Source organism: Microbacterium sp. ABRD28 (genome assembly GCF_003850245.1).
Classification (GTDB): domain Bacteria; phylum Actinomycetota; class Actinomycetes; order Actinomycetales; family Microbacteriaceae; genus Microbacterium.
Window position 1 is genome coordinate 2,811,239 of sequence record NZ_CP031015.1, and the last position, 20,865, is coordinate 2,832,103.

Genomic DNA, 20,865 nt, shown 5'->3' on the forward strand with positions numbered 1-20,865 from the left:
GTTTCGAGCGCGTTACGGGGCCGGGGTGCGTCCCGCCACGGTCAGGGTCTGCCGGGCGATCTCGAGTTCTTCGTCGGTCGGGACGACGAGCACGGTGACCGCCGAATCATCGGCGGAGATGACCCGGATGCCGCGCTCGCGCGCGTCGTTTCGCGCAGGATCGACCAGGACGCCGGCGAACCCGAGGGTCGCCAGCGCCGCAGCGCGCACACGGGGGACGTTCTCACCGACGCCGGCGGTGAAGGAGATCACGTCGACCCCGCCGAGCTGCGCGAGATAGGCCCCCGCGTACGCACGGAGCCGGTGCACGTAGACCTCGAACGCGAGGGCGGCCGCCGCGTCGCCGCGGTCGATCCCGGCCTGGATGTCCCGCATGTCCGACACCCCGGCGAGCCCCAGCAGTCCGCTGCGCTTGTTCAGCAGCGCATCGAGCTCGTCGATGGAGAGCCCGGCACGACGGGAGAGCTGGAACAGCACCGCCGGATCGACGTCGCCCGAGCGGGTGCCCATCACGAGCCCCTCGAGCGGTGTGAGGCCCATCGAGGTCTCGACGGATCGACCGCCCTCGATCGCGGTGACCGACGCCCCGTTCCCGAGGTGGAAGACGATCTGACGGAGCTCGGTCGTCGGGCGCCCGAGGAAGGCGGCGGCCGCTTCGCTGACGAACTTGTGGCTCGTGCCGTGGAAGCCGTAGCGCCGGATGCGATGGGTCGCGGCGAGTTCGGCGTCGATCGCGTAGGTGTAGGCGGCGGGCGGAAGTGTCTGATGGAACGCGGTGTCGAAGACGGCCACGTGGGGGACGCCGGGGAAGGCCTTCTTGGCCGCGACGATGCCGGCGAGATTCGCCGGGTTGTGCAGCGGCGCGAGGACCGACAGCTCGTCGATGTTGATCTCGACGAGCGGTGTCACCAGGGTGGGTTCGAAGAACCGTGCGCCGCCGTGGACGACCCGGTGCCCGACCGCGACCGGGGCGGTGTCGGTCAGCGACGGACCGTTCTCGGCGAAGGCCTCGAGCATGACCCCGAAACCGGCCGTGTGGTCGGGGATCGGGAGCTCGCGCTCGAAGGTGGCATCGACCATCGTGGTCGCGGGGCCCGTCAGCGAGGCTTGATGGACCGTGTGGATCGCGCGCCCCGGGCCTGCCTGTCCGATGCGTTCGACCAGTCCCGATGCCAGCAGGGTCTCCCCCGTCATGTCGATGAGCTGGTACTTGAACGACGACGATCCGCTGTTGACGACGAGGACCGGGTTCACTGTCCGTCCTCCCCCTGCGCCTGGATCGCCGTGATCGCGATGGTGTTGACGATGTCGTCGACGAGCGCGCCCCGCGAGAGGTCGTTGATGGGCTTGTTCAGCCCCTGCAGCACGGGACCGATCGCGACTGCTCCGGCCGAGCGTTGCACCGCCTTGTAGGTGTTGTTCCCGGTGTTCAAGTCGGGGAAGACGAACACCGTCGCCCGCCCCGCGACAGCCGAACCGGGGGCCTTGGCGGCCGCGACCGCGGCGTCGGCGGCGGCGTCGTACTGGATCGGGCCCTCGACGGGGAGCTCGGGTGCCCGCTCGCGGACGATCGCCGTGGCCGCCCGGACCTTCTCGACGTCGGCCCCGGAGCCGGACTCCCCGGTCGAGTACGACAGCATCGCCACGCGCGGCTCGATGCCGAACTGCTCAGCGGTCGCCGCGGACGAGATGGCGATGTCGGCGAGCTGTTCCGCCGTCGGATCGGGGATCACGGCGCAGTCGCCGTACACCAGCACGCGGTCGGCCAGCGCCATGAGGAAGACGCTGGAGACCACCGAGACGCCGGGCTTGGTCTTGATGATCTCGAACGCCGGGCGGATGGTGTGGGCGGTCGTGTGCGCCGCGCCCGACACCATGCCGTCCGCCAGTCCCAGGTGGACCATGAGTGTCCCGAAGTAGGACACGTCGGTCACCGTGTCGGCCGCCTGGGAGTAGGTGACCCCCTTGTGGGCGCGCAGTCGCTCGTACTCGCGCGCGAAGCGGTCGACGTGCACGGCGTCGAAGGGCGAGATGACCTGGGCGTCGCGGATGTCGATCCCGAGCTCGATCGCCCGGTTCCGCACCTCGATCTCCTCGCCGAGGATCGTCAGGTCGGCGATGCCCCGAGCCAGCACCGTGGCGGCGGCGCGGAGGATGCGGTCGTCGTCGCCCTCGGGAAGGACGATCCGGCGGCGTTGCGCGCGCGCACGCTCGAGCAGGCGGTACTCGAACATCAGCGGAGTGACGACGGTGGGCCGGGCGAGTCCCAGCGCGGTGACCAGGGTGTCGGTGTCGACGTGCCGCTCGAACATCGACAGGGCGGTGTCGTATCGGCGCTGCGAGTCGGCGGCGAGACGGCCCCGCGTCCCCATGATCCTCACCGCGGTGTCATAGGTCCCGAGGTCGGTGGCGATGATCGGCAGCGACGAGTCGAGGCCGTCGATGAGGGTGTCGACCGGCTCGGGCAGCGGGAAGGGACCGTTGAGGATGACCGCGGCGATACTCGGGAACGTGCCCGACGAGTTCGCCAGCAGGGTGGCGAGCAGCACCTCGGTGCGATCGGCGGGGATCACCACGATCGCCGACTCGGTCAGTCGCGGCAGCACGTTCACCATCGACATGCCGGCGATGACCACTCCGAGCACCTCGCGGGTCAACAGGTCGGCATCACCCTTGATGAGGCGACCATCGACGGCACGGGCGACGTCGCGGACGGACGGGGCGACCAGCAGACGGTCTTCCGGAAGCGCCCAGACGGGCACCGCTACGCCGCCCGCCGCGGAATCGCCCGCGCCCCGCGACGCGGAGACCACGCCCGAGATCGCGGCGACGACGTCGTCGAGGCGATCGGGGTCGGCGCGGTTGGCGACCACGGCGAACAGCTCGGCACGCTCGTGGGCGAGCTCGGCGAGCGCGAGCGCGGTGATCTGGCCCATCTCGGCGGGTGTGCGGGCGATGGTGGTACCCAGCTGCTCACCCTGCCCGTGCTGGGCGCGGCCGCCGAGCACGAGAAGCACCGGAGCTCCGAGATTCACCGCGATGCGGGCGTTGTAGGTGAGCTCCGCCGGGCTGCCGACGTCGGTGTAGTCGCTGCCGAGCACCACCACGGCGTCGCAGGCCGCGGCGACGGCGTGGTAGCGCTCCACGATGGTCGCCAGCGCCTGCTCGGGATCGCGGCGCACGTCGTCGTAGGTCACGCCGATGCAGTCCTCGTACGGCAGGTCGACGCCGTCGTGGTCGAGGAGCATCTCGAGGACGTAGTCCGGCTCGATCGTGGAACGGGCGATCGTGCGGAACACCCCCACGCGCGACGCGGCGTGACTGAGAGCGTCGAGCACGCCGAGCGCGATCGTCGACTTGCCCGAGTGACCCTCGGCCGAGGTGATGTAGATGCTCTGCGCCACCTGTCCAGCCTATGGGCGGGGCCCTCACCGGGCACGTTCCCGGGAAAAGTAAGACTCTCCGCGAACCCGGCAGAGCCTGGTTACCCTTGCTACGTTTCCGTCCTGGGGGAGTTGGCCTGGATGCCGCCTCGCGGAGAGCTGACGCCAGTCTACCCCGGGAGAGGTCGGGGGATTCCCAGGCCCTCCTCTCCCGTCGGCGGTTACGATCGCATAACGAGCGCCGATGCTCGGCCCGCGCGCCGTCCGAGAGGACCCCATGGATCACCCCGTCACGACCGAGCAGGTCGCGTCCGTCCGCTCCGCCCTGCCCGATCGACCGGCGTCGGCCGAGGAGTTCGCGCAGCTGACCGAGGCCATCGTGGCCTCGGTGGAGCGGGTGATCGACGGCAAGCCCGACGCGGTGCGGAGCGCCCTGGTGTGCCTCCTCGCCGAAGGCCACCTCCTCATCGAGGACGTCCCGGGCGTCGGGAAGACCATGCTCGCCCGAGCGCTGGCCGCGAGTGTGGATGCCACGGTGCGTCGCATCCAGTTCACTCCCGACCTGCTGCCGGGCGATGTCACCGGGGTGAGCGTGTTCAATCCCGTTGCGCGGGAGTTCGAATTCAAGCACGGCGCGGTGTTCGCCAACATCGTCATCGCCGACGAGATCAACCGCTCCTCCCCCAAGACGCAGTCCGCCCTCCTCGAGGCCATGGAGGAGGGGCAGGTCACCGTCGACGGAGCGACCCACCTCCTTCCCGACCCGTTCCTCGTCGTGGCGACGCAGAACCCGCTGGAGATGGAGGGGACCTATGCCCTCCCCGAGGCCCAGCGCGACCGCTTCATGATGCGCATCTCGATGGGCTATCCCGATGCCCGCTCCGAGGCACTGATGCTGCGTCAGCGCGAGACCGTCAATCCGCTCGACGCCATCCGACCCGTCGCCTCCGCATCCCAGATCGCCGGCCTCATCGCCTGGGCCCGCGCGGTGCACGTCGCACCGGCGATCGAGGACTACGCCGTCGCGCTCGCGGCGGCCACCCGCACCCACGCCGACCTGCGTCTGGGGGCCAGCCCCCGCGCCACGCTGCAGCTGGTGCGGGCCGCGAAGGTCTGGGCCGCCCTCGACGGCCGCGGATTCGTCATCCCCGACGACATCACCGCGCTCCTCATCCCCGTCTTCGCGCACCGGCTCATCCCGACCCGATCCGCCGGCGGCGCCCGGGCGAAGTCGATGACCGATGTCATCTCGTCGGTGCTCGAACAGATCGCCGCGAGCGTGCGGGTGCCGATCGCCGCACGGCAGTGATCCGATGCTCCGACGACTCTGGCCCCTGACGCTGCGCGGAACCGGTGCGGCGCTTCTGGCGCTGGTCTGCTTCGTCGTCGCGAGCGAGGTCGGGATCCCCGAGCTGATGTACTTCGGGATGCTGCTGGTCGCCGTCCTCGTCGCCGCGGTGGCCTCGCTCTACCTCACCCGCCACGCCGACTCGGTCACCCGCTCGCTGGCGCCGGACACCGTCGGGGTGGGTCGCGCGTCGCTCGTCCGCGTGCGCGTCGGCGTCCGCACCGCGCTGCCGACGCCCCCCGGAACCTGGACCGATACGCTCCCCGCCGGGCTGGCGGGCGCGGCGGCGGGGGTCTTCCCTGCGCTCGGTTCGGGGCTGCGGGGCTCGGATCGCACGGTGGACCTCGCCTACACCGTGACCGGGGTGCGCCGCGGCATCCACCATCTCGGTCCGCTGCGGGTGCACTCGGCCGACCCCTTCGCCCTCGCTCGCCGCAGCACCCTGTACGGTCAGCGCACCCGTGTCACCGTCGCCCCCGCCGTGATCGACCTGCCACCCCTCACGGGTCTGGCCGGTGAAGCCGGGGGCACACTCCAGACGCAGAACAATCAGCCCGGTCAGGGCGCCGACAATCTCATCGCCCGCCCCTACGCGCCCGGTGATTCGATGCGGCGCATCCACTGGCGGGCGACCGCCCACCGCGACGAGCTGATGGTGCGTCAGGAGGAGCAGGAAGCGACCCCGGAGGCGACCGTCGTCCTCGACCGGGGAGTGCTGCGGTGGTCGACCGAAGCCCTCCACGAGCCGGGAGCCGATGACGCCTTCGAGACGGCGGTGGCGGCGTGCGTCTCGGTGGTTTCACGGCTGGTGCGCGACGGATACGGCGTGAGCGTGCTCGACAGCGACGGCACCGCCCTCGCCGCACGAATCGACGGCGGAGACACCGCGGCAGTGGAAGACCTCGTCACCCGGTTCGCGACGGTCACGGCGCGACGCGACGACCACCTTCCGCGCCTGGCCCGTCAGTTCGCGGGTGTCATGACCGGGCCGGTGATCGTCTTGACCGGACGCCTCGACCCCGCCGACGTCGACGCGCTCGCGCCGATCGTCCACCACTCGACCTTCGCCGTGCTGCTCGCGGCCTCGCCGCGCAGCGGCGCGCTGGACCGCGCGGGCGACATCGGCTGGCACGCGGTCCACCTCGATCCCGACGGCGATCTGGTGCAGGAGTGGGCCGCCGCGGGCGAGCGGGGGGTGAGCCGTGCCCTCCGCTGAGCCGTCATCGCGCCGGGGTGCGGATCTGCTCCTCACGGCCGGGGTCTTCGCCGCCCTGATCGCGGCGCTCCTCCCCCTCATGCGGGTGGTCCGCCCCACGGGATGGCTCCTCGGGACCCTGGTGATCGTGGCCGTGGTGCTCGCCACCGGATACGTCGCGCGACGCTTCCGGCTGCCGGCGCTGGCGGTGTCGCTCATCGAAGTGGTCGTGTGGGTTGCTTTCGTCACCGTGGTGTTCCTCCGCGACACCGCCTTCCTCCTGGTGATTCCGACCGTGGAGACGTTCCGCGAGCTTCCCGACATCCTCGCCGCCGCCGGGGAGGAGATCGCGCTCGGGGTCGCGCCGCTGACTCCCAGCGCCCCGCTCTCGATGCTGATCGTCGGGGCGACGGGGCTCCTCGCCGTGGTCATCGACCACGTCGTCCTCACGGCTCGGATGCCGCTGCTCGCGGGCGTCGGATTGATCGCGGTCTCCCTCATCCCCGCGATCGCGGTGCCGGCGGAGATCGACGTGGTCGCCTTCGTGCTGCTGGCCGCCGCGATCCTCTTCCTCATCCGCACCGACACCCGGACGCGTGAAGGGGCGGGGAGTGCGGAGTCGACCCGCGCGACCGGCTCGTCGGCGTCCGGGGGGTCGGCGTCCGGGGTGTCGGCCACCGCGATCGGCATCGGCGCCATCGCCGTCGTCGTCGCCCTCGTGGCCACCCCGCTCCTCCCCCAGCCCGCGATCCGGCCGGGGTCGGGGGATCTCGGCCCCGGTCCCGGCATCGACGCCACCCTTCAGCTGGGCGACGACCTGCGGCGACCGCGCGAGGTCGAGGTGCTGCAGATGCGCAGCGACGCGCCCACCCCGCCCTACCTCCGGGCGACGACCCTCACCGAGTTCACCGGCGCGGTGTGGGAGCCCGACAGCGGGCGTTCCTATCCGCTCGACAGCGCCGAGGCGCTCACCGCCCTCCCGGTCGATCCCGAGATCCAGGTCGCGGAGTATTCGACGACGGTGGAGATCCGCAACCTCAATTCCTCGTGGCTGCCCGTGTCGTACCCCGCAACCGGCATCGAGGGACTCGACGGGGTGTGGGGGGCGTTCCCCTACAACCGCACCGTCGAAGCCCGACAGGGCGGGACGCAGGGTCAGGACTACGAGGTGCTCTCCAGCGTCCCTCGTCCGACGCTCGAGCAGATCCGCGCCCGGTCGGCCGGGGGCGAGGGCGTCCGCGCCGACACCCTCGGGCTGCCCGTCGATCTGCCTCCCATCGTCGGCGAGCTCGCCGCCGAGGTGACAGCCGGGGCGGCGTCGGATTACGACGCGCTCCTGGCGCTGCAGAGCTGGTTCCGCGGAGCCGACTTCCGCTATTCGCTCGAAGCGCCCGTCGAGGAGGGTTTCGACGGCAGCGGCGCCGAGGCGGTCGCCCGCTTCCTCGAGGTGCGGGAGGGCTATTGCGTGCACTACGCCTCGGCGTTCGCCCTGATGGCGCGCACCCTCGGCATGCCGAGCCGCATCGTCGTGGGGTACCTGCCGGGAACCTCGACCGGCGACGCCGTGGACTTCCAGACGGTGTACTCGGTGATGTCGGGACAGCTGCACGCGTGGCCGGAGATCTACTTCGAAGGCGTCGGATGGATCCCCTTCGAACCGACCAACGGCCTGGGTCAGCCGACCCGCTTCTCCCCCGAGGCCTCGGCCCCCGGAGAGACCGCCGACGGCGCGGACGACGCCCCCGAACCATCGGCCCCCGCCGACGTGCCCGACGCGGTCGACCCCGACACGGGCGAGCCGCTGACCCCGGAGGCCGGCACCGCCGCCCCTGACGACGGGGTCGACGCTCTCCCGACGGTGACGGTGGTCTTCGCCGTCCTCGTGGTGCTGGCGATCCCGCTCATCGTGAGAGATCTGCGGAGGAGGCAGCAGCTGTCGGCCGCGCGGTCCGGCGACGCCGCCGCCGCGTGGGCCATCGTGCAGGACACCGCGATCGACCTCGGGATCCCGTCGCCGGTCAGCGAGAGTCCGCGGGCGCTCGGCGCCCGGCTCATCGCCGAGGCCGGGGCCCCCGCCGAGGCCATGGGTGTGCTCATCCGGGCGATCGAGCGGGCCAGCTACGCGCCCGGCGGGCGTCACGGCTTCGGTCAGGGCGAGGCGACCGCGGCCGCGGCGAGCGAGGTGCGGGCGGAGGTGCTGGCTGCGGCGCAACCCGCGCGACGCCTTCTCGCGCTCGTCGTGCCGCGCTCGCTCATCATCCGCCCCGGGTCGCTCTACGCCGGCGCCGGCCGCGGCACCTCCCGCCCGGCCGGCTGACCGACCGCCGGCGGCGGGAGGCGGGCGGCGGGATGGGGTCAGCGGGAAGAGCGTTGCAGCTGCGCGTCCGCCGAGGGGCCCTCGAACTCGTCGGCGCTCGGCCGCTCCGCGGCATCCGTCCGCCCGTCTTCGTCGACGACGACGTCATCGGCGGAGTCGTCGTCGAAGGGCACGGCGCCACGGGGGGCGTCGTAGAGCCCGGCGTCGAGGATGCCCTCGCGCGCGGCGACGATCGTCGGCACGAGCGCCTGGCCTGCGACGTTGACCGCGGTGCGCCCCATGTCGAGGATCGGGTCGATCGCGAGGAGCAGTCCGACGCCCTCGAGCGGCAGACCGAGCGTCGACAGCGTCAGGGTGAGCATCACCGTCGCCCCGGTCGTCCCGGCCGTGGCGGCCGAGCCGACGACCGAGACCAGGGCGATGAGCACGTACTGCCAGATCGACAGGTCGATGCCGAAGAACTGCGCCACGAAGATCGCCGCGATCGCGGGATAGATCGCCGCGCAGCCGTCCATCTTGGTCGTCGCCCCGAAGGGCACGGCGAAGGAGGCGTATTCGCGCGGGACACCGAGGTTGCGCTCGGTCACCCGCTGGGTCAGCGGCAGCGTGCCGATGGACGACCGGCTGACGAACGCCAGCTGGACGGCAGGCCAGACACCGGAGAAGTACTGCCGGATCGACAGGCCGTGGGTGCGCAGAAGCGTCGGGTAGACCACGAACAGCACGAGCGCCAGGCCCGCGTAGACGGCGAGCGCGAACCACGCCAGGGTGGTCAGCTTCTCCCAGCCGTACTCCACGACCGCCGAGGCGATGAGGCCGAGGGTGCCGAGCGGCGCGATGCGGATGATCCACCACAGCACACGCTGGATCACCTTCAGCGTGGATTCAGTGAAGGCCAGGAACGGCTCGGCGCGACGGCCGAGCTTGAGTGCGGCGATCCCGACCGCGGCCGCGACGACGATCACCTGGAGCACGTTGAACCCGACGGATGACGAGGCGGCGCCCGTCTCGGCGTCGACCGACGTCGAGACGGTGAGGCCGAGGAAGTTCTGCGGCACGAGACCGACGAGGAAGTTCCACCATGTGCCGACCGTCGTGGGTTCGGCGGCGGTGAGGGCGGCCTGATCGACGCGAGCACCCGGCTGGATGGTGACACCGAGCACGATCCCGATCGACACGGCGATGAGGGCGGTGATGGCGAACCACAGCAGGGTCTGCCCCGCGAGACGGGCGGCGTTGGTCACGCGCCGCAGCTGCGCGATGCTCGCGACGATCGCGAAGAAGATGAGCGGGATGACCGCGGTCTTGAGCAGCGTGACGTAGGAGTCGCCGATCGTGTTCACCGTGGCGGCGAGCGCGTTGGGGGTGCCGTCGGCGAGGGGGCCGATCTGTCGGGCCACCAGACCCAGGACGACCCCGAGCACGAGGGCGACGGTGATCTGGAACCCGAACGAGGTCAGGATGCGGCGGGCGCGGGTCTTCTCGGGCGTGGGCCGGGAGGGCGCGGTGGCAGCGCTCGGGGCGGAACTCATATCTCTCCTGTGGGGGCGTCGGTCATCCGGGGGTGGGGACGGCCTGGTCGAGGCTACGGCGAGCCGGGGGGTTCACGCGGTCGTGTGACCCCGGATGACAACCACGCACACCCCCGCGATCATTCCCCCCTCGTCGCTCTCCTCCCCGCGAGGGGATGGGTGGGAGGAGGGGGACGCGGGGAAAGGGAGAGGCCCCCATCCCGGAGGATGAGGGCCTCGACGCGGAAGCGACAGGATTTGAACCTGCGAGGCGAGTTACCCCGCCTACATGGATTCCAGCCATGCTCCTTAGGCCGCTCGGACACGCTTCCGTCGCCGACTTTATCACGCGGCCCGGGAGCAACCCGGCGTCGTCACCAGCCCATCGAGCCCGCAACGCCCTTGAACGGCCCCGCGACGCGCGAGGTGATCCACCCGCCGTAGAAGCGTCCGGTCTGGGGGGTGACGACCTCGCCGTCGACCGTGCAGCGGTCCATCACCTGCGCGTACACCGCAACCCGGTCGGCCAGTAGTTCGTACCCGGCGCTCGGTCGTGGATAGTTCCACGCAGCGGCCGGCCGGTGCTCCTCGCCGCCGTGGACGTCGAGGTAGCGCGCCGCACCTTTGAACTCGCAGAACGACGACCCGACACCGTCGGTGAGCGCCCCCTCGACGAACGCCGCGATCGGCAGGTAGTACACCGGCGGATGGCTGGTCTCGAGGACGCGGACGACGTCGCCGGTGTCGACGATCACCTCGCCTCCGAGGGTGATGGTGACGCGGGTGTCGACCTTCTCGATCCGCGGCGGCCGCGGGTAGTCCCACACCGATTCCTGCCCCGGTGCGATGGGGTCGGGTGACGGATGACGCATGGTTTCAGGCTACGCCCCGCCGACCCCGTGGGCTCCGGATGCGAGGCAGCGGCGAACCGGCGCGAAATCGCCCTCGCCGCGTCATCCGCTGGTTGACTGAGGGGGTGACGCAGGTGGCGATGTTCCCCCTCGGCAGTGTGCTCTTCCCGCACGCGCCCCTGGCGCTGCGGATCTTCGAGCCGCGCTATCTCACCATGCTCGGGCGCCTGCTCGACGAGGAGGACCCGCAGTTCGGAGTGGTGCTCATCGAGCGCGGACCCGAGGCGGGTGGCGGCGATCAGCGAAGCTCGTTGGGCACCATGGCACGACTCGCGCAGGTGCAGGTCGGCAAGGATGACATCTTCGTCCTCGCCGTGGGCGACCAGCGCGTGAGGGTGGACACCTGGCTCGACGACGACCCGCATCCTCTCGCCGAGGTCACGCCCCTCGAGGCGTTGACCTGGGACGACGCCCTGACACCGTTGCGGACGGAGGCCGAGAGCATCGTGCGACGCGTGCTGGGGAAGGCCGACACGGCGGGCCTGGCCTCGTACGATCCGAACATCGAACTGTCGGAAGACCCTGTCGAGTCGACATGGCAGCTCGCCGCGATCGCACCGCTCGGCGAGCTCGACCGCTTCACCCTCCTGCAGGCCACCACCTTGGGCGGCCTCCTGCGGCAGATCATCGACATGACCCTCGACATCGAACCCGTCCTGGGCGGCGGAGACGAGACATCCGATCCATTCGCGGGAATGTGAATCGACCCGATCGGGTTGTGGTCGGCATGAAGAGTTTCGGCACCCTCTCCTTCGGTCACTACGGTCCGCTCGGCGGAGGCCGCCAGCTCACCGCCGGTGAGTCGATGCTCCAGGCCATCGATCTCGCGCAGGGGATGGACGACCTCGGCGTGAACGGCATCTTCTTCCGCGTACACCACTTCGCCCGGCAGCAGTCCTCGCCCATGCCGCTCCTCGCCGCGATCGCCGCGCGGACGCGGCACATCGAGATGGGCACCGGCGTCATCGACATGCGCTACGAGAATCCTCTCTCCCTCGCCGAGGAGGCGGCGTCGGTCGACCTCATCAGCGGCGGTCGCCTCGCGCTCGGCGTCAGCCGCGGCTCACCCGAGACGGTGGTGCGCGGCTACGAGGCGTTCGGGTACACGGGCGCGTCGGATCCGCGGGGCGCCGACCTCGCGCGGGAGCATTTCGCGACCTTCCTGCATGCGATCGAGGGCAACGGCATCGCCGAACGCGACCCGTCCAGCCCGTTCGGCGGCGGCACAGGACTGCAGCGCATCGAGCCGTACTCCCCCGGTCTGCGCTCGCGGATCTGGTGGGGCGCGGGCAACCGCGAGACCGCCGAGTGGGCGGGCCGTATGGGAGTGAACCTCATGTCGTCCACGCTCCTCACCGAGGACCGGGGTCTGCCGTTCGACGTGCTCCAGGCCGAGCAGATCGACGCCTTCCGCGCCGCGTGGCGTGAAGCCGGACATGCCGGCGAGCCGCGGGTGTCGGTGAGCCGCTCGGTCTTCCCGATCACCACGGCCGAGGACGAGATGTACTTCGGCGGCCGTCAGGACGGCGACGGGGTGGGGTACATCGACGGCTTCCGCTCGACCTTCGGCAAGACCTACGCGGCCGCACCGGACGTGCTGGTGGAGGAGCTGCGGGAGGATGCCGCAGTCATGAGCGCCGACACGCTCATGCTCACGATCCCGAGCCAGCTCGGGGTCGCGTTCAACCTGCGCCTGGTGGAGTCCTTCGCCCGCCACGTGGCACCGCACCTGGGGTGGGTCCCCTCCACGCAGAGCCTCGTGGCCAGCTGAGCCCCGTCGCCGCTTACTCCACCCCCGTGACGCGCGCGCCGAGCCATTCGGCGAGGTCGTTCAGCTCGGCCCGGATCATGTCGGTCTCCTCCGGTTCGAACGGCAGGAACCCGTGGACGGCGTTCACCCGCAGGAGGTCTCGGTCGCGATCGACCTCGGCATCCAGCATCCCGACGAAGCGGTCGCCCATCAGGATCGGGTGGGCGAAGAAGCCGTAGCGGCGTCGGGCCTTGGGCTTGAACTGCTCGAGCACATAGTCGAAGTCGAACACCTCAGCGAGGCGCTGACGGTCGAACAGGACGCTGTCATACGGGTTCAGAAGTGCCACGCGGCCGTCGACGTCGGCGGCTTCCAGCGCATCGGGATCGACGCGCCACTTCCATGACGACCCCTCGACCTCGGCCGGCTCCCCCGCCTTCCCCACCCGTGTCCAGACCGACTTCTCCCGGGCCAGACCCGCGGCCTTCAGGCGACGGGTCTCGAGCTCTCGCGCAGCGGTGTCGTCGTCCAGATCCATGAGATCGCGGGGGTACACGCGCTCGGCGAGATCCCACACGCGCGTGCGCCCTTCCCGCCTGGTCACGGCCACCTCGCCCCGGCGCGCCAGGAGGTCGAGCATCAGCGGCACCTGGCTCGACCCCGACCACCCGTCCGGCGTCCGGGCCACCGAGGCCGTGTCGGGGATCTCCCGCGAGGTCAGCGGACCCTCGGCCCGTAAACGGGCCAGGACGTCGGAACGGAAAGCGGCGTTCGCCTCCAGCCACTGCCGGCTGCTCTCACGTTCGGGGTGGCGACGCATGGCGGGACGAAGCAGCGGCAGCAGGCTCATCGGGTGGAACGCGCCCTGGAACTCGAACAGAAGGCGGTCGATCTCCACCGCCTTCTTCAGCTGGCCGGGCTCGTACGACCACCCGATCCGCGACCACAGCACCGTGTGCTCGCAGGTGGCGATCACCGCGGTCGGGTCGATCTTGATGTACCCCAGCTGCTCAGCCACCTCCACCACGTCGCCAGGCCGGTCGGCATCGAGGAGCTGCGCCCGCACGACGATGCGCCGCGCCTGTTCCCGGCTGAGTCGGTGCGTCACGCGTCGAGTATCCCCCGTGCCTCCGACAGCGAGCGACTCCTTACCTCGGGGTCCCCGCCCCCGGTCGCGAAATAGGGCGATCGCCCGATCCGCGCCTCCCGCCTCAGGGAGGAAAGTCGACGTCCAGAACGAACGACGGGAGAACGACGATGGACGCGATGACCTACGCCGCAAGCCGGATCGCGGCGCAGCGTGCGGAGATGCTGGCCTCCGAGGTGAGACTTCGACAGGCCCGGGCCCGACGACGCGAGACGGCGGACCCGGGTGCCGCGGCCCAGGGCATCAGCGAAGCGACCGGGAGCGATGAGGCGAGCGTCGAGTGCTTCGGATTGGCGGGCCCCGCGGCATGACGGGAGTGCGGGGTCACGGGAACGGCGACGGGGCGCGCGCCGGGTTGCCGCGAGGATTCCTGTCGCAGCTGTCGGAGGGCGGTGCCACGATATGACCATGCCCGCGCTCGCCTCGAGTCCCCGCATGGTCGGTCGTGGCATCGAGCTGGGTGCGCTGCTCGACGCTCTTGACGACGCACGTCGTGGAACACCCCGTTCGGTCATCGTGCGAGGAGAGGCCGGCATCGGGAAGACGCGCCTCGTGCAGGAGTTCTTGAGCGCAGCGACGAGAGGGCAGGACGCGCAGCTGCCGGTGGTGGTCGCCGTCGGTCAGTGCGTCGACCTCGGCCCGATCGGCGCTCCGTTCGGCCCGGTGCGTCGCGTGCTGCGTGACCTCCACGCCGCGGTGGGCACCGAGGCGCTCCGTGAGGCGGCCGGCTCACCGGCAGCTGTGGCGACCCTCGCGGCGTTCGTCCCGGGGGTCATGACCGAGACGCCCTCGGCGGATGTTCCGACCGGCGACTTCGCCGAGGCGATCGAGGTCGTGCTCGAGAACCTGTCGACGACACGGCATCTCGTGATCGTCATCGAGGACCTGCAGTGGGCCGACGCCGCGACACTCGCCCTGCTGAAGACACTCGCCAGCACGTTGCGCGGCCGCCACCTCATCATCGTCGCGACCTATCGGTCCGACGACATCGATCGTTTCCATCCGCTGCGTCCGATCCTCGCCGAGTTGGACCGCACGAGGGCGATCATCCGCGTCGAGGTGGCTCCGTTGAGCGCGGCCGAGGTCGCCGAACAGGTGGCGCTCCTGGCGACAGCGGACCTCGGCGAGACCGAACTGGCAGCCCTCGTCGAGCGCAGCGGCGGAATCCCCTTCCTCGTCGAGGAGCTCGTCGACCTCGGCAGCGCGGAACTGCCGGACACCCTGCGCGAGCTCGTCCTCGCGCGCTACTCCCGGCTGGATGACACCGCCCAAGAGGTCGTCCGTGTCCTGGCTGCCGGCGGGATGCACACCGAGCATGTCACTCTCACCGCGGTCAGCGGACACGACGAGCGCACGATCGATCAGGCCGTCCGCGATGCCATCGCGGCCCGTGTCATCGCCGCGGACGGCGCCGGCTACACCTTCCGTCATGCCTTGACGCAGGAAGCGGTCCACGACGAGATGCTGCCCAGCGAGCGCGTGCGGGTGCATCGTCGGTACGCCGAATACCTCGCCGCAGGCCGCGCCGACTCTCCGGACGCCGTATCCGCGGTCGCCGAGCACTGGTTGATCGCGCGGGAGCTGGCGCCGGCCTTCGACGCCACCGTTCGCGCGCTGGAGCAGTCTCGCGCCACGTTCGCACCGGCGACATCGGTCAAGCTCGCGGAGAGGCTGACGGAGCTGTGGTGGCAGGTCCCCGACGCCGCGACGCGGTCGGGGACGACCCTGCCCGAACTGCACCTGAGCGCGGCGCAGGCCTGGCACGACCTCGGCGATCCCGACCGTGCCCTCCGTGCCGCACTCGAGGGCCTCGCCACGGATCCGCAGGATCCGATGGTGCGTGCGGCGCTCATTCGCCAGAAGATCGTTCAGGAGTTCAACACCGGCCGGCATCCGGATCACGAAGAGCTCCTCGGCGCCATCGCGCTGCTGGAGGGAATCGACACCGACGCATCGCGCGTGCTGCAGTCGCGCATCCTGTCGAATCTGGCGCTGAGCTACGCGGACGGCCGAGCAGAGGAGTACCTGCGGACGGCAGTGCACCTGGCCGAAGGCGCCGGGGACGACGTCGCCCTCGCGATCGCCCTCGTCAATGAGTCGTGGCGGTACTCCGACGCCGCAGGTGACGAGATCGCCGCTCTCGCCCCGCTCGAGCGTGCCCGGGAGCTGCAGGTGAATCCCGCGGTGCGCGCGTACGTCGGAGCGGCCTACGTCGACCTTCTGGCCCGGCTGGGACGCTACGACGACGCCGCGCTCGTCGGAGAGGCGCATTTCGCCGACGCGGTACGCGGCGGAATCGAGCGCGGCTCAGGCGGATCGATCGCCGTGCAGATCGCGCACGCGCACTTCTGCGCAGGGCGACCCGACGAGGCGAGGCGCTACGCCGCGCGGGCCAGGCGGCTCCTCGACCGGCCGTCGCGGGCGTCGGTCATCCGCATGCTGGCCGCCCACTACGCGTGGAACGATCAACCGGGCGAGCACGACACCCTGCTCGCCGTCGAGCACGCGACGATCGAGGAGGCCCGGCGATCGCACCCGGACAAGCACGAGATGTGGGAACCGGAGACCGTCGACGTGGTGCTGATGTCGTCGTCCGGTCTGCGGGTCACGACCGACCCTGACGACAGCTCGGCGTGGACCCAGCGGATCGATCGGCTTCATCGCAACATCGCGAAAGGGGGCGCATCTGCGGCTCGGCGTTTCACGACGCTCACCGCGGCCCTGATGCTGCGCGCGGTGTCGCCGATGCATGCCGGCGGTGAGGCGCGCGTGGACTCGGACGAGCTGCGCACGGCGATCATGGACGCCACCCGGGCGTGGCCGCGGACGGGCGTGACCCCCGTGATCGTCGACGCCATCGACGCCGTGCTCGCTGATGCCGGTCGCCGCGACCCTGACGAGCGCGTACGCCTCTGGCGCGCCGTCGTCGATGAGGCGAAGACGGGGGTCTTGCCGGTTCGTCATCGACAGATCGCACACCTGAGCCTTGCCGCCGCCCTCATCGACGGAGGCGACCGCGATGCGGCGGCGCGCGCGCTGGATGCCGTCATCGCAGACGCCCCGCGGCTCGGCGTCGCTCGGGCCGCGTTCTGGGCGGAGGACCTCGCCGAACGCGCAGGACTTCGCCGCCGGGCGATCGAGTCGTCTCGAGCGGTGGATGCCGCCGGTTCGCCCGGCCTGACCCCTCGTGAGCGTCAGGTGCTGGCCCTCGTCGCCGAGGGGCTCACCAATGCACAGATCGGCGCGCGGCTGTACATCAGCCCGAAGACCGCCTCCGTCCACGTGTCGGCGATCCTCTCGAAAGTGGGCGCGTCCAACCGGGCCGAGGCGGCGGCGCTCTTCATCGCGAGCACCGACGCCGGTCGCGGCCTCTGACAGGCGCGAGGTCGACCGCACCCGTCACGTCATCGCCGCTCGACCGTCGAACGTGCATCTGCGCGCCGAGAGCGCGGGGTCCGTCCGCATCCTCGGCACCCAGATGCACACTCGCGGGAAGGGCGCGGGTCGTAGGCTGGCCGCGGGAAGAGGGGGGATGCCGCAAATGGGAGCGCTTCACGAAAGGGCGACGGCGAACGATCACCGCACGGGCCGGGTGCCGGTACGCGTCGTCCGGGGTCTGGGAGCCGGGGGCATCGGCCTCGCCCTCGCCGCCGCGCTGTCGGGCTGCGGGATCGTCGAACGGATCGTCGCGGACAGTGAGACGCCCACCCCCACGCCCACCGCCCCGATCGCGCCGACACCGTCCGGACCGGATCCGGTCCTGGCCTGGGAGTGCGGGCAGATCAGCGCGCTCAGCGGCGTGGCGATCCGCACGAACTTCGAGTACCAGACGGGTCGGATCGACGAGGTCGAGTACGTCTCGCGTCTGGCCGCCCTGCAGGACGCCTGGGTCTACATGCCGACCTACGACACGGAGATCACCCCGTTCATCTACGAGGTACAGGTGCAGGCGGCCGCCGACCCGTCGGGCGCCAACCAGGGCTACATCGACGCGATCAACGCGGCGACTGCGGCCTGCCAGGAGGCAGGCTCGCTCGCGGTGGTCACCCCGCTGCCGGAGATGGGCGGCTAGCCTCGTCCGGCAGCACGAGAGGGAGCTCGCGCGAGGCGTCCCAGGGGCGGGTCCAGCCGACGCTGTCGAACAGACCGTCCAGCAGCATGCCGGTGAAGCCCCAGACGAGGTGCTCGCGCACGCCGTCGCGCACCAGGAAGCCCGGTCCGCGCCATTCGCGGCCCTCGCGTCGGATGACCGTCACTCCGCGATTGGCCGGGTCGAGGAGGTCGGCGACCGGCGCGCGGAAGACATCCGCGGACTCGGCCTCATCGACGACCCCCACCGGGGAGGGGCGACGCCACCACGCGATCACGGGGGTGACCCGGTGTCGGGAGTACTCCAGCGGAATCGCACCGAGAGTGCCGAGCACTTCGACCCCGTCGGGATCCAGCCCGGTCTCCTCCTGGGCCTCGCGGAGCGCCGCTGCGACGGGTCCGTCGTCCCCGTCATCCACCCGTCCCCCGGGGAAGGCGACCTGCCCGGGATGCGATCGGAGCGTCAGCGCCCGCGCGAGGAGCAGCACGTCCAGGTCGCGCGAGACCGCACCGCCGTCGGCTCCCCCGGCGCTGGGCTCGGTATCGAGCACGCCGAAGAGGATCAGTACCGCGGCGTCTCGAGCGTCAGCGACATCGGGAAGCTCCGCCACACGGTCGCCGAGGCCGCCCCGGGGGTCTGATGCCGCCGCGCGGACGAGCTCTCGCAGCGCCTGTCGCGCGGCATCCGCCCGGAGAGCTGGGGTCACCCTGACAGCGTACGCGGCGCCCCGACATCCGCTCCGTCGCCCGGCGATCAGGACTTTTCCGGACGCGCGAGGAGAACATCACATTCAGGTAACGTACGGGAAGCGTCCAGACTCAGAGACCAGACTCGGGGACTTGTGCCCCGCCCGGGCGCGTGCCGCGTCACCCGAAGACGCATCCCCCGACACGAAACCGGTACTCCATGCGCTCCACCACGACGACCACCTCCGCCCGCCGCACCCGTCGCGCCGCTGACCGGCGCTCACGCCGCCGGCCCGCCCTCGTCGTCGCCGGCCTGAGCTTCTCGGTCCTCGCGGCCGTCGGCATCACCGCGACCGCACCCACGGCCGCGGCATCGTCGACGACCGCCTTCGGCCCGGTCACGCTCGCCTCGTACACGACGGCGTCGACCTCGCCCCTGGCCGCGAACACGGCGGCGGATGCGACCGCCGACGTCGACGCGACGGCGACCGACGCGGCCGGCGCGGCCCTGGCCGCCGCCGACACGATCGAGGCCGACATCCAGGCGGCAGCACTCGACATCGGCGAGGCCGACCCGACCGTCGACACCGCTGAGCTCGAAGCGGCGCTCGCGAGGCTGCAGGCAGCCGACGTCCTGCCCGCGGCGTTCCTGCCCGATCTCGCCGACGACGTGACCGACGCGGTGGCGGAAGTCGACCAGCGGGTCACCCAGCTGCGGGGCAGCCTCGACGGAGCGCTGGCGAAGAAGGCCGAGGAAGAGGCCGCCGAGAAGGCACGTCTCGAGGCCGAGGCGGCGGCCGCAGCGGCGGCCGAGGCAGCCGCTCAGGCCCGGAGCACCCCGAGCGGAAGCGGCGGCGGGGGCGGTGGCTTCATCCCCACCGGCGGTAGCACCGGCGGCGACAACAGCCCCGCGGGCGCTCAGGCGACCGCCCGGGCGATGCTCGGCAACTACGGCTGGGGCGATGACCAGTTCTCATGCCTGGTGTCGCTGTGGAACAAGGAGTCGGGCTGGAACTACCAGGCCTACAACGCCTCGAGCGGTGCGTTCGGCATTCCACAGGCCCTCCCCGGCAACAAGATGGCCTCGGCCGGCGCCGACTGGCAGACCAACGCCGCCACGCAGATCTCGTGGGGACTCGGCTACATCTCCGGCCGCTACGGCACCCCCTGCGGCGCCTGGAACCACTCGCAGTCGGTCGGCTGGTACTGAGCTCAGACCCGACGCGACTCACTCGGCTGGCGGATCACCGAAAGGTTCGATCCGCCAGCCGACGCGTTCCAGGGCCGCTGCCAGGCGCAGCGCATCCTCCCGCGCCGCGGCAGGCTCGTGCGAGCAGACGTCGACGGCGAACGGCGGCGGTTCGGCGAAGCGGGGCAGATCGACCATCGCCCACGATTTCGCACTGACCCACACCCGCGGGTCGGCTGAACCGGCATCCTGGACCTCGCCGTCGGACACCAGTGCGATGACGGCGAGCGCGTCAGGCTTCGCAATGGGAAGATTCACCACGAGCGAGACCACGTGCACGACCTCCATGGTCGCAGACCCCGACCCCGCCGAGGTCGAACCGGTTCGGTGTCCGATGATCAGGGATGACCCGGCACGGCCGGGTCGCCCGCCTCACCGTCCGAAGAAGTCACCAAGGGCGCCGAACTGGTCGCCGATGTTCGAGACCTGATCACCGAATCCCGACACGACGTCCCCGGCGCCTCCGACCAGGCCCTCCGCGCCCTCGGCGAAGCCCGAGACGTCGACGCCGTCCGCTAGGCCCGTGAGGTCGACACCGTCGGCGAGGGCGTCGAAGTCGACCCCGAACCCCGCGGCCTGCTCGAGGAGCGGCGTCGCCACCGAGCTGACCACCGCGGCTCCCGCCACCGCTCCGAGGACTCCGATGGCGAGGCCGCCGGCGCCGACCATCGCCGCACCGCCTCCGACCCGGCCGAGAAGGCCGCGCATCCGGCCAGGGCGCAGGGCCTCGGCGCGGCCCGCCGCACGAGCGAGGTCTTCCGGAGCGGCCGACCGCGGTCGCTCCGCGGGCGGGAACTCTGTCCGCATGCGCGACTCGATCTGCTGGCGCTGCTGCGGAGTAAGCCGGGCGAACGCCTCGCGATGGATCTGCTCCACCTGGTGCGGGTCGGCGGTTTGCATCAGATAGTCGTACCGGGCGATCGCCGCCCGGTCGGCCTCGCTCGGACGGCCGGAGGATGTGCCGCCCGCCGGTGGCGGCGTGGTCGAGGGACGACCGCGCGGCACGGACGAGGACGGCGGGGTGGTCGACCCGGCGCCCGCGGGGGGACGACCGTCACCGCCGAGTGCGTCGGCGGCGCTTCGGACGATCCCCCGCCAATCCGGGGAGGAGGAACTCTGGGCGGAGCCGCCCTGGTTGTCCAGCGCCTTGGCGGCCATGCCGATCAGCTTGGAGAGCTTGCTCATGACGATCCCTTCTGAACGTCAAGGTCTCCTCCACCCTCACGGGCCGGTGGGCCGGAACGCCACGGGGCGTCCGTACTGACGGGTCCACCGCAA

17 protein-coding genes, 1 tRNA gene and 1 other RNA gene are annotated in these 20,865 nt (G+C 71.2%); 9 read left to right on the top strand and 10 right to left on the bottom strand.

Going from position 1 to position 20,865, the window contains the following annotated elements; translation table 11 throughout:
- Positions 1-12: 12 nt before the first annotated feature.
- The 3 genes from DT073_RS13555 to ffs form a co-directional block, all read right to left on the bottom strand.
- Positions 13-1,254: an acetate/propionate family kinase gene (locus DT073_RS13555; protein WP_124293866.1), complete on the bottom strand. Its 1,242-nt coding sequence runs from the start codon at positions 1,252-1,254 to the stop codon at positions 13-15.
- Positions 1,251-3,404 carry a phosphate acetyltransferase gene (gene pta, locus DT073_RS13560; protein WP_124293867.1) on the bottom strand — a complete coding sequence of 718 codons (2,154 nt, stop codon included), beginning with the start codon at positions 3,402-3,404 and terminating at the stop codon, positions 1,251-1,253. The genes DT073_RS13555 and pta overlap by 4 nt, the downstream gene beginning before the upstream one ends.
- Positions 3,405-3,450: 46 nt before the next feature.
- Positions 3,451-3,547: signal recognition particle sRNA small type (gene ffs / locus DT073_RS13565), an RNA gene on the bottom strand.
- A gap of 161 nt (positions 3,548-3,708) precedes the next feature.
- Between ffs and DT073_RS13570 the strand changes: the two genes are divergently transcribed.
- Genes DT073_RS13570 through DT073_RS13580 form a run of 3 tightly spaced genes read left to right on the top strand, consistent with a single transcriptional unit; the run spans position 3,709 to position 8,243 of the window.
- Positions 3,709-4,692: an AAA family ATPase gene (locus DT073_RS13570; RefSeq protein WP_240638861.1), complete on the top strand. Its 984-nt coding sequence runs from the start codon at positions 3,709-3,711 to the stop codon at positions 4,690-4,692.
- 4 nt (positions 4,693-4,696) lie between these two features.
- Positions 4,697-5,947: a DUF58 domain-containing protein gene (locus DT073_RS13575; RefSeq protein ID WP_124293868.1), complete on the top strand. Its 1,251-nt coding sequence runs from the start codon at positions 4,697-4,699 to the stop codon at positions 5,945-5,947.
- Positions 5,934-8,243: a transglutaminase TgpA family protein gene (locus DT073_RS13580; RefSeq protein ID WP_240638620.1), complete on the top strand. Its 2,310-nt coding sequence runs from the start codon at positions 5,934-5,936 to the stop codon at positions 8,241-8,243. Before DT073_RS13575 ends, DT073_RS13580 begins: the two co-directional genes overlap by 14 nt.
- 38 nt (positions 8,244-8,281) lie before the next feature.
- Here DT073_RS13580 and DT073_RS13585 read toward each other — a convergent pair whose 3' ends face one another.
- The 3 genes from DT073_RS13585 to DT073_RS13595 form a co-directional block, all read right to left on the bottom strand.
- Positions 8,282-9,775 carry a dicarboxylate/amino acid:cation symporter gene (locus DT073_RS13585; RefSeq protein WP_124293869.1) on the bottom strand — a complete coding sequence of 498 codons (1,494 nt, stop codon included), beginning with the start codon at positions 9,773-9,775 and terminating at the stop codon, positions 8,282-8,284.
- Between the two features lie 222 nt (positions 9,776-9,997).
- Positions 9,998-10,086: transfer RNA gene (locus DT073_RS13590), tRNA-Ser, on the bottom strand.
- Positions 10,087-10,128: 42 nt separating this feature from the next.
- The gene (locus DT073_RS13595; protein WP_124293870.1) at positions 10,129-10,626 is read right to left on the bottom strand and encodes a DUF427 domain-containing protein; all 498 of its coding nucleotides are present in this window, start codon (positions 10,624-10,626) and stop codon (positions 10,129-10,131) included.
- Positions 10,627-10,730: 104 nt separating this feature from the next.
- On the opposite strand from DT073_RS13595, the gene DT073_RS13600 reads away from it, so the two are divergent.
- Both DT073_RS13600 and DT073_RS13605 read left to right on the top strand, forming a co-directional pair.
- Positions 10,731-11,366: an LON peptidase substrate-binding domain-containing protein gene (locus DT073_RS13600; RefSeq protein ID WP_124293871.1), complete on the top strand. Its 636-nt coding sequence runs from the start codon at positions 10,731-10,733 to the stop codon at positions 11,364-11,366.
- Positions 11,367-11,392: 26 nt separating this feature from the next.
- Positions 11,393-12,436 (top strand): LLM class flavin-dependent oxidoreductase, encoded by a 1,044-nt coding sequence (locus DT073_RS13605; RefSeq protein WP_124293872.1) that lies wholly within the window; start codon positions 11,393-11,395, stop codon positions 12,434-12,436.
- A 13-nt stretch (positions 12,437-12,449) separates the two neighbouring features.
- On the opposite strand, the gene DT073_RS13610 is transcribed toward DT073_RS13605, so the two are convergent.
- Positions 12,450-13,523 carry a DNA glycosylase AlkZ-like family protein gene (locus DT073_RS13610; RefSeq protein WP_124293873.1) on the bottom strand — a complete coding sequence of 358 codons (1,074 nt, stop codon included), beginning with the start codon at positions 13,521-13,523 and terminating at the stop codon, positions 12,450-12,452.
- 158 nt (positions 13,524-13,681) lie between these two features.
- Between DT073_RS13610 and DT073_RS13615 the strand changes: the two genes are divergently transcribed.
- From DT073_RS13615 to DT073_RS13625, 3 genes are all read left to right on the top strand, one after another.
- Positions 13,682-13,873, top strand: coding sequence for a hypothetical protein (locus tag DT073_RS13615; RefSeq protein WP_124293874.1), 192 nt, complete (start codon positions 13,682-13,684; stop codon positions 13,871-13,873).
- Between the two features lie 97 nt (positions 13,874-13,970).
- Entirely contained in the window at positions 13,971-16,937 is a 2,967-nt protein-coding gene (locus DT073_RS13620; RefSeq protein ID WP_124293875.1) for a helix-turn-helix transcriptional regulator, read from the top strand.
- A 166-nt stretch (positions 16,938-17,103) separates the two neighbouring features.
- On the top strand, positions 17,104-17,634 hold the full coding sequence (locus tag DT073_RS13625; protein ID WP_124293876.1) for a hypothetical protein: 531 nt from the start codon (positions 17,104-17,106) through the stop codon (positions 17,632-17,634).
- Here DT073_RS13625 and DT073_RS13630 read toward each other — a convergent pair.
- Positions 17,606-18,358 (bottom strand): NUDIX hydrolase, encoded by a 753-nt coding sequence (locus tag DT073_RS13630; RefSeq protein ID WP_124293877.1) that lies wholly within the window; start codon positions 18,356-18,358, stop codon positions 17,606-17,608. The genes DT073_RS13625 and DT073_RS13630 overlap by 29 nt on opposite strands.
- A gap of 200 nt (positions 18,359-18,558) precedes the next feature.
- Between DT073_RS13630 and DT073_RS13635 the strand changes: the two genes are divergently transcribed.
- A complete protein-coding gene (locus tag DT073_RS13635; RefSeq protein WP_124293878.1) occupies positions 18,559-19,548 on the top strand; it encodes an aggregation-promoting factor C-terminal-like domain-containing protein in 990 nt (329 codons plus the stop codon).
- An 18-nt stretch (positions 19,549-19,566) separates the two neighbouring features.
- Here the strand turns inward: DT073_RS13635 and DT073_RS13640 are convergent, their stop codons facing one another.
- The gene (locus DT073_RS13640) at positions 19,567-19,875 is read right to left on the bottom strand and encodes a hypothetical protein (RefSeq protein ID WP_124293879.1); all 309 of its coding nucleotides are present in this window, start codon (positions 19,873-19,875) and stop codon (positions 19,567-19,569) included.
- Between the two features lie 84 nt (positions 19,876-19,959).
- Positions 19,960-20,772, bottom strand: coding sequence for a cation-transporting ATPase (locus tag DT073_RS13645; RefSeq protein ID WP_124293880.1), 813 nt, complete (start codon positions 20,770-20,772; stop codon positions 19,960-19,962).
- Between the last annotated feature and the right edge of the window lie 93 nt (positions 20,773-20,865).